This window comes from Pseudonocardia pini (assembly GCF_013870575.1).
GTDB lineage: Bacteria > Actinomycetota > Actinomycetes > Mycobacteriales > Pseudonocardiaceae > Pseudonocardia > Pseudonocardia pini.
Genome location: NZ_JACBXB010000109.1, coordinates 1 through 10,524, shown reverse-complemented (window position 1 = coordinate 10,524; position 10,524 = coordinate 1). Strand labels below are relative to the sequence as shown.

Sequence of the window (10,524 nt, the reverse complement as noted above, 5' to 3'; positions counted from 1 at the left end):
ACGAGCCCGCGCTGGCGGGCACCGCCCGGGCCCCGCGGGTGCGGGCGAACCCCGCCACCGCGGAGCGGCTGGGCCTGGTCGAGGGCGGGGTCGCGAGCGTCGCCACGGACCGGGGGGCGATCACGCTGCCGGTCGAGCTCGCGGACCTGCCCGACGGCGTCGTCTGGCTGCCTGCGAACTCGCCCGGTTCCGCGGTGCGCAGCACCCTCGGCGTCGGGCACGGAGCACTGGTCAGGGTGGTGGCGGGATGACACTCGCGCAACAAGAGGGGCTGACCCGCACCCAGCAGCTGCTGGCGGACGACCCGATCTGGCTCGTGATCCTCAAGGTCGTGGTGCTGTTCGCGGTCGGCGTGGTGCTGACCCTGTTCATGATCAACTGGGAGCGCAAGGTCGTGGCCCGGATGCAGCAGCGTCCGGGGCCGAACCGGGTGGGTCCGAACGGCTGGCTCCAGTCCCTCGCGGACGGCCTCAAGCTGGCGTTCAAAGAGGACATCATGCCGGTGATGGCCGACAAGAAGGTCTACTTCATCGCCCCGGTGATCTCCACGATCCCGGCGTTCGTGGCCTTCTCCGTCATCCCGTTCGGCGGCGAGGTGTCGATCTTCGGCGAGCCCACGGTGCTGCAGCTCGTCGACCTGCCGGTGGGCGTGCTCGTCGTGCTGGCCTGCTCGTCGATCGGCGTCTACGGGATCGTGCTCGGCGGCTGGGCCTCCGGCTCGCCCTACTCGCTGCTCGGCGCGCTGCGCAGTGCGGCGCAGGTGATCTCCTACGAGATCGCGCTCGGGCTCTCCGTGGTGGCGGTGGTGCTGTACGCGGGGTCGCTGTCCACTGCGGACATCGTCGCGGCGCAAGGCACGGGCTGGTACTTCTACCTGCTGATCCCCAGCTTCATCGTGTTCTCGATCGCGATGGTCGGCGAGACCAACCGGGCGCCGTTCGACCTCCCCGAGGCCGAGTCGGAGCTCGTCGGCGGCTTCCACACCGAGTACACGTCGCTGAAGTTCGCGCTGTTCTTCCTCGCCGAGTACGTCAACATGGTCACGGTCTCGGCCATGGCGACCACGCTGTTCCTGGGCGGCGGGCAGATCCCGTGGCTCGGGCACCTGTGGTCCGGGTTCGACAACGGCTGGTTCCAGTTCCTCGCCTTCCTGGTGAAGACGCTCGCGTTCCTGTTCGTGTTCATCTGGCTGCGCGGCACGCTGCCCCGCTTCCGGTACGACCAGTTCATGCGGCTGGGCTGGAAGGTCCTGGTCCCCGTCTCGCTGGGCTGGATCCTGATCGTCTTCGCGATCCGCGCCTACCGCAACAGCACGGGCGGCGAGGCCACCGTGGCGCTGCTGATCACGATCGGGATCGTGCTGCTGGCGATCATCGCCGTCGCCTTCGGGCTGCCGGACCGCAAGACGCCCGACGACACCGTCGAGGTCGCCTCGGACTACCCGGTCCCGCCGCTCGACCTCGCCGTGCCGGACCGGCCGCGGCACCGCCTGCCGCGGGCGAAGGCCGCCAAGGAACCTGCACTCACCGGGAAGGAGGAGTAGGGATGTTCGACTTCTTCAAGGGCTTCGGCGTCACCTTCTCGACCATGTTCAAGAAGGTCGTCACCGAGGAGTACCCGGAGGACTTCCCGCCCGCCGCGCCGCGCTACCACGGCCGCCACCAGCTCAACCGGCACCCGGACGGCCTGGAGAAGTGCGTGGGCTGCGAGCTGTGCGCCTGGGCGTGCCCGGCCGACGCGATCTACGTCGAGGGCGGGGACAACACCGAGGAGGCGCGCTTCTCTCCCGGTGAGCGCTTCGGCGCGATCTACCAGATCAACTACCTGCGCTGCATCGGCTGCGGGCTGTGCATCGAGGCGTGCCCCACCCGCTCGCTCACCATGACGAACTTCTACGAGATGGCGGACGACAACCGCCAGGACCTCATCTACACGAAGGAGCAGCTGCTCGCGCCGCTGCTGCCCGGCATGGAACAGCCGCCGCACCCGATGCGGCTTGGTGGGGACGAGCAGGACTACTACGTGCAGGGCCCGGTCCTGGCCCGCCAGGGCGTGGAGTCCGACCCGGTGGGGGAGCAGGCGCGATGATCCTGGCTCAAGTGGTCTCGGACGCCACGGCCGGGGACACCGGCGTGGGCGAGGCGATCGTCTTCTGGATCCTCGGCCCGGTGGCGCTGGCCGCGGCGGTGGCGATGATCTTCGCCCGCAACGCCGTGCACTCCGCGCTGTTCCTCGTGATGACGATGCTGTCGCTCGCGGTGCTGTACATGATGCAGCAGGCCCCGTTCCTGGGCTTCGTGCAGATCATCGTCTACACCGGCGCCGTGATGATGCTGTTCCTGTTCGTGCTCATGCTGGTGGGCCGGGACAGCTCCGACTCCGTCGTCGAGGTCCTCCGTGGACAACGGGTCGCGGGCGCTCTCCTCGGCCTGGCCTTCGCGCTGCTGCTGGTCGCGGGCGTGGGGCGGACGATGTTCGCGGTGCCCTCGGTCGGCCTGGGGAACAACGCGGCGAACGGCAACCTGACCGGCATCGGCCGGCTGATCTTCACGGACTACCTGCTGCCCTTCGAGCTCACCTCGGCGCTGCTGATCACCGCGGCGCTGGGGGCGATGGTGCTGGCCTTCGCGCAGAAGAAGCCGAAGGCCAAGCTCGGCCAGCGCGCCGCCGTCGTCGCCCGGCTGCGCGGGGACCGGATCTCCCCGCTGCCGGGGCCCGGCGTCTACGCCACGGCCAACTCGGTCGCCGTCCCGGCCCTGCTGCCCGACGGCTCGGTCGCCCCCGAGTCCCTCTCCGAGATCATCGAGGGTCACGAGGTCGACGAGGCACCCCGCCCGCCGTCGGACGCGCACTCGCTCACCGGCCGCCGTCGCGAACTGGAGGCGGGCGAATGAGCCCGACCAACTACCTGCTGCTCTCCGGCCTGTTGTTCACCGTCGGCGCCGTCGGGGTGCTGGTGCGCCGCAACGCGATCGTCGTGTTCATGTGCATCGAGCTGATGCTGAACGCGGTGAACCTCTCGCTGGTCACCTTCGCCCGCATCAACGGCACGCTCGACGGCCAGGTCATGGCGTTCTTCGTCATGGTCGTCGCCGCGGCCGAGGTGGTCGTGGGGCTGGCCATCATCATGTCGATCTTCCGCACCCGCCGCAGCTCGTCCGTCGACGACGCGAACCTCCTGAAGTACTAAAGGGGCCTCCGACGATGCACGCTCCCCACCCCGGTTCGCATTGTGGAGCCACAATGCACGCTTCCGGGGCCTCGAATGACAGTTGTGGCTCCATGATGCGGCGTGGGGGTGGGCGGTCGTGACCGCGCTCGCTCCGCTGCTCTTCGTCCTGCCCGCGCTCGGGGCGCTGGCGAACCTGCTCGCGGGCAGGCGCGCCAACGCCTGGGGGCACTGGGTCGGGGTGGCGGCCGTCGTCGCCTCGTTCGTCGTCGGGTTGCTGCTGTTCTTCGAGACGCTCGGGCTCGAGCCGGAACAGCGGTCGCGCGAGGTGTCGCTGTTCTCCTGGATCAGCTCGGGCACGTTGGACGTGGACTTCGGGATCCGCCTGGACCCGCTGTCGCTCACGTTCGTGCTGCTGATCACCGGCGTCGGCTCGCTGATCCACCTCTACTCGGTCGGCTACATGAGCCACGACCCCGGGCGCCGGCGCTTCTTCGCGCAGCTGAACCTGTTCGTCGCGGCGATGCTGATCCTGGTGCTGGGCAACAACTTCGTGATGCTCTACCTCGGCTGGGAGGGCGTCGGCCTGGCGTCCTACCTGCTGATCGGCTTCTACCAGGACCGGCCCTCGGCGGCGACCGCCGCGAAGAAGGCCTTCCTGATGAACCGGGTCGGCGACGTGGGGCTGGCCATCGCGATCTTCCTGCTCTGGCTCGAGCTGGGCACCCTGCAGTACACGGAGGTGTTCGCCCGGATCGGCGAGGTCCCCTCCGGCACGGTCCTGGCGATCACGATCCTGCTGCTGCTCGGGGCCTGCGGCAAGTCCGGCCAGTTCCCGCTGCAGTCCTGGCTGCCCGACGCGATGGAGGGCCCGACCCCGGTCTCCGCCCTCATCCACGCGGCGACCATGGTCACCGCGGGCGTCTACCTCATCGCGCGCACCAACCCGATCTACAACCTCACGGAGACGGGACGCCTGGTCGTCGCGTTGGTCGGGGTGGTCACCCTGCTCATCGGGGCGATCATCGGCTGCGCCTACGACGACATCAAGAAGGTCCTCGCGTACTCCACGGTCAGCCAGATCGGGTACATGATCCTGGCCGTCGGGCTCGGCCCGGCAGGCTACGCGCTGGGCATCTTCCACCTGCTCACGCACGGCTTCTTCAAGGCCGGGCTGTTCCTCGGCGCCGGGTCGGTCATGCACGCCATGAACGACGACGTGAACATGCGCCACTTCGGCGGCCTCGGTCGTCGGATGCCGATCACGTTCGTCACCTTCGGGCTGGGCTACCTCGCCCTGATCGGCTTCCCGTTCCTGTCCGGCTACTTCTCCAAGGACGCGATCATCGAGGCCGCGTTCGCGCAGGAGGGCTGGCAGGGCTGGGTGTTCGGCGGTGCGGCCACGCTCGCGGCCGGGCTCACGGCCTTCTACATGACCCGCCTGATGATCATGACGTTCTTCGGGAAGGAACGCTGGAAGGAGCTCAAGGCTCCCGACGGGCAGGACTACCACCCGCACGAGTCGCCGACCACGATGACCGTCCCGATGATCGTGCTGGCCGTGGGCTCGGTGTTCGGCGGCTTCACGCTCTCCGCGATCGGGCTCTACGAGTGGCTCGCCCCCTCGCTGGGCGAGCTGCAGGAGCTCGAGGGCGGGGCGCTGCCGCACGCGCTGGTCCCGTGGCTCGTGGTCCTGTTCTCCGCGCTGGGCGTGCTCGTCGCGTACCTGCTGGTCGGCCGCCGCCCGACGCCGGTCGAGCGGCCCGAGCGGGTGTCCCTGCCGGTGCAGGCGGCCCGCCGCGACCTCTACGCCGACGCGGTCAACGAGACGCTCATCGAGCGTCCGGGCATCTGGCTCACCCGGGCTCTGGTGTTCGTGGACAACCGCGGCGTCGACGGGCTGGTCAACGGCGTCGCGGCCGGTCTCGGCGGCAGCTCCGGTCGGCTCCGAAGACTGCAGACCGGGTTCGTGCGCTCCTATGCGCTCTCGATGCTGGGAGGCAGCGTGTTCGTGGTCGCGGCCCTGCTGGCGGTGAGGTTCGCGTGAACCCCATGTTGATCATCCTGCTGCTCGTGCCGGTCGTCGGTGCGCTGCTGATGTACCCGTTGCGGCACAACGTCCCCGCGGCGAAGGCCACGGCCATGGTCACCGCGTTGGTCGAGTTCCTGCTCGTCGTGGTGATCTGGGTGGGCTACGACACGGCCGCGGCCGCGGCGGGCACCCGGTTCCAGTACGAGTTCTCGGTCCCGTGGATCCCCGCCTTCGGCACCCACCTGGCCTTCGGTATCGACGGCATCGCGCTGGTGCTGATCGCGCTGACGGCGTTCCTGGTCCCCGGCCTGATGCTCTTCGCCTGGGCGGAGAAGCTGCCCGAGGGCCGCACGGCGTCGGGGTACTTCGCGCTGCTGCTGGCCACCCAGGCCACGCTGATGGGCGTCTTCACGGCCACGGACGTCTTCCTGTTCTACGTCTTCTTCGAGGCCATGCTCATCCCGATGTACTTCCTGATCGGGCGCTTCGGCGGCCCGAACCGGCAGTACGCGTCGGTGAAGTTCTTCCTGTACTCGCTGCTCGGCGGGCTGATCATGCTGGCGTCGCTGATCGGGCTGTACGTGACCAGCGGCAACGTCCTCGGCCAGGGCACGTTCACCTGGACCGAGCTGCAGGCGATCGCGCAGGACGTCCCGACGTCGACCCAGATCTGGCTGTTCCTCGGCTTCTTCGTGGCGTTCGCGATCAAGGCGCCGCTGGTGCCCTTCCACACCTGGCTCCCCGACGCCGGCGCCGAGGCCCCCATCGTGGCCGCGGTCCTGCTCGTCGGCGTGCTGGACAAGGTGGGCACCTTCGGGTTCCTGCGCTACTGCCTGCCGCTGTTCCCCGACGCCTCGCAGGCGTTGGCGCCGCTGGTGATCACCCTCGCCGTCATCGGCGTGATCTACGGGGCGCTGCTCGCGGTGGGGCAGAAGGACATGAGCCGGTTCGTGGCCTACACGTCCATCGCGCACTTCGGCTTCATCGCGCTCGGCACCTTCGCCTTCTCCAGCCAGGCGTTCGCGGGCGCGACCCTCTACATGGTCAACCACGGGCTCTCCACCGGCATGCTGTTCGTCATGGTCGGCCTGCTGGTCGCCCGCGGCGGGTCGAGGCTGATCAGCGACTACGGCGGCGTCGCCAAGCTCGCCCCGCTGCTGGCGGGCTGCCTGCTGCTGGCCGGGATGAGCTCGCTGGCGCTGCCCGGCACGAACTCGTTCGTGTCCGAGTTCCTGGTGCTGGTGGGGTCCTTCCCGAACGAGCCGGTGGCCACGATCATCGCCACGGTCGGGATCATCTTCGCCGCGCTCTACGTGCTCTGGTTCTACCAGCAGACGATGCAGGGCCCGGTCCGCGGCAACGCCGTGATCAAGGCCCTGGAGACCGCGGGGGCGGGCGGGCCGGGGGCCATGATCGACCCGGCCGTCGCGGCCTCGCGGGGTGCCGGCTTCCCGGACCTGACCAAGCGCGAGATCGGGGTGCTGGCCCCGCTGATCGTCGTCATCGTGCTGCTCGGGTTCTTCCCCGGCCCGGTGCTCGACGTGATCAACCCGTCCGTCCAGGCGACGATGACCGAGCTGGGTCTCCCCGACCCCGTGCCGGCCGGAGGTACTTCCCGATGACCCCGTTGAACGCGCCCCCGATCGACTACGGGGCCATCGCGCCGCTGCTGATCGTCCTCGGCGGGGCGTGCGTGTCCGTGCTGCTGGAGGCGTTCCTGCCCCGCCACCAGCGCTGGCCCGCGCAGGTCGCGCTCACCGTGCTCGTGGTGGCGGTCGCCGGGGTGACCCTCGGCGTCTACGCGGGCTCCGCGCCCGCGGCCGGGGTGGTCACGCTGGGCTCGACGCTGGCCGTGGACATGCCCACGCTGTTCCTCTGGGGCACGCTGCTGGTGCTCGGGTTCGGCTCGCTGCTGCTGATCGCGGACCGCTCGGTGGAGCCGGGCGGCGCGTTCGTGGCCTCGGCGGCGGAGCGGCTGTCCGTGGGGGCCGCACCCGGCACCACGACCGGCGCCACCGGCGTCGACCCGGAGCACGTCGACCGTTCCTACGGGGCACCCGGCGAGGCGCCGACGATGCAGACCGAGGTCTTCCCGTTCACGCTGTTCGCGCTCGGCGGGATGATGGCGTTCGTCGCAGCGAACGACCTGCTCACGATGTTCGTGGCCCTGGAGGTGCTGTCCCTGCCGCTGTACCTGATGTGCGGGCTCGCGCGGCGGCGTCGGCTGCTCTCGCAGGAGGCGGCGGTCAAGTACTTCCTGCTCGGGGCGTTCGCCTCGGCCTTCTTCCTCTACGGCCTCGCGCTGCTCTACGGCTACGCGGGCTCGGTGCGGCTCAGCGCGATCGCCGAGGCCGCGGTGGGCACGGACCGCTCCGACGCGCTGCTGTTCGGCGGGCTCGCGCTGCTGGTCGTCGGGCTGCTGTTCAAGGGCTCCGTCGGCCCGTTCCACACCTGGACGCCGGACGTCTACCAGGGCGCGCCCACGCCCGTCACGGCGTTCATGGCGGCCTGCACGAAGGTCGCGGCGTTCGGCGCGATCGCCCGGGTGCTCTACGTGGCGTTCGGCTCGACGCGCTGGGAGTGGCGCGGGGTGCTGTGGGCCGTGGCGATCGCGTCCATGTTCATCGGGGCTGTGCTCGGTCTCACCCAGACCGACCTGAAGCGGATGATCGCGTACTCGTCGATCGCCCACGCCGGGTTCCTGCTGATCGGGACCATGGCGATCACCCCGGCGGGGGTGTCGTCCACGCTCTTCTACCTGCTGGCCTACGGGTTCACCACGCTCGCGGTGTTCGGCGTCATCTCGCTGGTCCGGACGGCGGACGGCGAGGCCACTCACCTCTCCCAGTGGGCAGGGTTGGCCAAACGCTCCCCGGTGCTCGCCGGGGTGATGACCTTCCTGTTGCTGGCCCTGGCCGGCATCCCGTTGACCAGCGGCTTCACCGCCAAGTTCGCGATCTTCGCGGCGGCGCTGAGCGACGGGATGGCGCCGCTGGTCGTGATCGCGCTGGTCGCCTCGGCGATCGCGGCGTTCTTCTACCTGCGGATCGTGGTGCTGATGTACTTCAGCGAGGCGCCGGAGAACGGCCCGACGGTCACGGTGCCGGGCGCGTTCACCACGGTCACCATCACGTTGGGCGTGGTCGTCACCCTGCTGCTCGGGATCGTGCCCACACTCGTCCTGGACTGGGCGGGCGCAGGCGGGTTCACAGGGTGAGCCCAGGGTCGGCCTCGTAGGCTGTCGGGGTGGAGACGCAGAGCGTGGCGGGTGTGGAGCTCGCCGACCCGGACCTGGCCGCCGCGACGGCGCACGGGCTCGACCGGGTGGAGGAGCTGCTGCACCGTGAGGTGCACAGCGACTACCACTTCGTCAGCGAGACGTCCCTGCACCTGATCGATGCGGGCGGCAAGCGGTTCCGGCCGCTGTTCACGCTGCTCTCCGCGCAGATCGGGCCCTCGCCCACCGGGCCGGACGTGGTCCGGGCGGCCGCCGTCGTGGAGCTGGTGCACCTGGCCACGCTCTACCACGACGACGTCATGGACTCGGCCACGATGCGCCGGGGCGCGGAGAGCGCCAACCACCGCTGGGACAACACGGTGGCCATCCTCACCGGGGACTTCCTGTTCGCCCACGCCTCGCGGCTGGTGGCGGACCTGGGCCCGGAGGCGGTGCGGATCATCGCCGAGACCTTCGCCGAGCTCGTCACCGGGCAGATGCGAGAGACCCGCGGGCCCGCCGAGTCCGACGACCCGGTGCGGCACTACCTGCAGGTCATCGCGGAGAAGACGGGCTCGCTGATCGCCACGTCGGGCCGGTTCGGCGGGATGTTCTCGGGCTGCACGGCGGAGCAGATCGAGTCGCTGCACCGCTTCGGCGCCACGATCGGCGCCGCCTTCCAGATCTCGGACGACATCATCGACATCGCCTCGCCGTCCCTGGACTCGGGCAAGACCCCCGGCACGGACCTGCGCGAGGGGGTCCACACCCTACCGATGCTGCACGCCCTGGCGGACGCGGAGTGCCCGCCGCGGCTGCGGGAGCTGCTGTCCGCACCGATCGAGACGGACGCCGGTGTCGAGGAGGCGCTCGGCCTGCTGCGCTCCGGCCCCGGCATCCGGCAGGCCCGGGAGACCCTCGCGGGCTACGCGGAGGAGGCCCAGGCGGAGCTGCGCAAGCTCCCGCCCTGCGCCGCCGTCGACGCCCTGAGCACCCTGACGACGTACACGATCGACCGCACCGGCTGAGGCCTACCGCACGACGGTGCCGGTCGTGCCGCCGCGGGTGCGGCGGAGCAGGTCCACGGTGAAGATCGCCAGGGCGATCCAGACGAGCCCGAAGCCGACCCAGCGGGAGGGGGCCATCGTCTCGTCGAGCACCAGGACGCCCCAGAGGAACTGCAGCGTCGGCGTGATGTAGGTCAGGGTGCCGAGGGTGGTCAGCGGGATGCGCCGCGCCGCCGCGCCGTAGAGGAGCAGCGGGATCGCCGTCGCGGGGCCCGCGAGGATCATCAGCGTGGCGTGCAGGCCACCGTGGTCGGTGAAGGTGCCCTGGCCGGTCACCTGGAGCACCACCACATAGGCCAGCGCGAGCGGGCCCACGACCAGGCCCTCCGCCGTGAGGCTGGCCGTGGAGGGCAGCGGGACCGTCTTCTTCAGCAGCCCGTAGGCCCCGAACGAGGCCGCGAGGACCAACCCCAGCCAGGGCGGGCTCCCCGCCCCCACACTGATGACGACGACGGCGACCGTGGCGATCAGCAGGGCGGCGGTCTGGGCGCGGTTAGGCCGCTCCCGCAGGACCAGGACGGCGAGCAGGGCGCTGACCAGCGGGCTGATGTAGTAGCCCAGGGCGATGTCGACGACCCGGTCGATCACCACCCCGTAGATGAACGTGCCCCAGTTCACGGTGATCAGGAGCGCCGCGGCCGCCACGCGCAGCCACCCGCCCGCGGACAGGGCCCGCAGCGCGCTCCAGCCGCGCAGCAGGGTGAGGACGCCCGCCATCAGCACCATCGTCCAGAGGATGCGGTGCGCGAGGATCTCCACCGGCGCGGCGGGGTCCAGGAGCGGCCAGAACGCCGGGAACAGCCCCCAGACGACGTGCGCCGAGGCACCCAGGCCCACGCCGCCACGGTCGAGCTGCGGACGGGCCTCCTCGAGCGTCACCGTTCCATCACAACACGACTCGGACGGCCGGGCCGCGCCCGCTACGGTGTCGGCATCATCACCCGATCGGGGTGACCGGCGCCGGAGAGGGGGCGCGGGGTGGCCGGAGGTGCGCGGCGGGTGGCGCTCTGGGCGGTCGCGGCGCTGGCGGTCCCGGTGG

10 protein-coding genes are annotated in these 10,524 nt (G+C 70.4%); 9 read left to right on the top strand and 1 reads right to left on the bottom strand.

Translation table 11 applies throughout. The features are described from left to right. The 9 genes from H5J29_RS09455 to H5J29_RS09415 form a co-directional block, all read left to right on the top strand. The coding region (locus H5J29_RS09455; RefSeq protein ID WP_220187179.1) for a molybdopterin dinucleotide binding domain-containing protein at nt 1–251 on the top strand (251 nt) is incomplete at its 5' end. 20 nt (nt 252–271) lie between these two features. After that, complete coding sequence (nuoH, locus tag H5J29_RS09450; RefSeq protein WP_181780548.1) at nt 272–1,543, top strand: NADH-quinone oxidoreductase subunit NuoH; 1,272 nt, start codon at nt 272–274, stop codon at nt 1,541–1,543. Between the two features lie 2 nt (nt 1,544–1,545). After that, nucleotides 1,546–2,088, top strand: a complete 543-nt coding sequence (nuoI, locus tag H5J29_RS09445; RefSeq protein ID WP_181780545.1) for an NADH-quinone oxidoreductase subunit NuoI — start codon at nt 1,546–1,548, stop codon at nt 2,086–2,088. Then, complete coding sequence (locus H5J29_RS09440; protein ID WP_181780544.1) at nt 2,085–2,894, top strand: NADH-quinone oxidoreductase subunit J; 810 nt, start codon at nt 2,085–2,087, stop codon at nt 2,892–2,894. The genes nuoI and H5J29_RS09440 overlap by 4 nt, the downstream gene beginning before the upstream one ends. Then, entirely contained in the window at nt 2,891–3,190 is a 300-nt protein-coding gene (gene nuoK, locus H5J29_RS09435) for an NADH-quinone oxidoreductase subunit NuoK (protein ID WP_181780543.1), read from the top strand. Before H5J29_RS09440 ends, nuoK begins: the two co-directional genes overlap by 4 nt. Before the next feature lie 118 nt (nt 3,191–3,308). Next, on the top strand, nt 3,309–5,216 hold the full coding sequence (gene nuoL / locus H5J29_RS09430; RefSeq protein ID WP_181780542.1) for an NADH-quinone oxidoreductase subunit L: 1,908 nt from the start codon (nt 3,309–3,311) through the stop codon (nt 5,214–5,216). 5 nt (nt 5,217–5,221) lie between these two features. Continuing rightward, on the top strand, nt 5,222–6,823 hold the full coding sequence (locus H5J29_RS09425; protein WP_181780547.1) for an NADH-quinone oxidoreductase subunit M: 1,602 nt from the start codon (nt 5,222–5,224) through the stop codon (nt 6,821–6,823). Beyond that, a complete protein-coding gene (gene nuoN / locus H5J29_RS09420) occupies nt 6,820–8,418 on the top strand; it encodes an NADH-quinone oxidoreductase subunit NuoN (RefSeq protein ID WP_181780541.1) in 1,599 nt (532 codons plus the stop codon). Before H5J29_RS09425 ends, nuoN begins: the two co-directional genes overlap by 4 nt. A gap of 29 nt (nt 8,419–8,447) precedes the next feature. Next, nucleotides 8,448–9,446 (top strand): polyprenyl synthetase family protein, encoded by a 999-nt coding sequence (locus tag H5J29_RS09415; RefSeq protein ID WP_181780540.1) that lies wholly within the window; start codon nt 8,448–8,450, stop codon nt 9,444–9,446. Between the two features lie 3 nt (nt 9,447–9,449). Here H5J29_RS09415 and rarD read toward each other — a convergent pair whose 3' ends face one another. Beyond that, complete coding sequence (gene rarD / locus H5J29_RS09410) at nt 9,450–10,364, bottom strand: EamA family transporter RarD (RefSeq protein ID WP_312858132.1); 915 nt, start codon at nt 10,362–10,364, stop codon at nt 9,450–9,452. Nucleotides 10,365–10,524: the final 160 nt, after the last annotated feature.

Coding starts and splice junctions, on each gene's coding strand:
- nuoK (WP_181780543.1), top strand. CDS start 2,891: ATGAGCCCGACCAACTACCTGCTGCTCTCCGGCCTGTTGTTCACCGTC.
- H5J29_RS09440 (WP_181780544.1), top strand. CDS start 2,085: ATGATCCTGGCTCAAGTGGTCTCGGACGCCACGGCCGGGGACACCGGC.
- nuoI (WP_181780545.1), top strand. CDS start 1,546: ATGTTCGACTTCTTCAAGGGCTTCGGCGTCACCTTCTCGACCATGTTC.
- H5J29_RS09425 (WP_181780547.1), top strand. CDS start 5,222: ATGTTGATCATCCTGCTGCTCGTGCCGGTCGTCGGTGCGCTGCTGATG.
- nuoN (WP_181780541.1), top strand. CDS start 6,820: ATGACCCCGTTGAACGCGCCCCCGATCGACTACGGGGCCATCGCGCCG.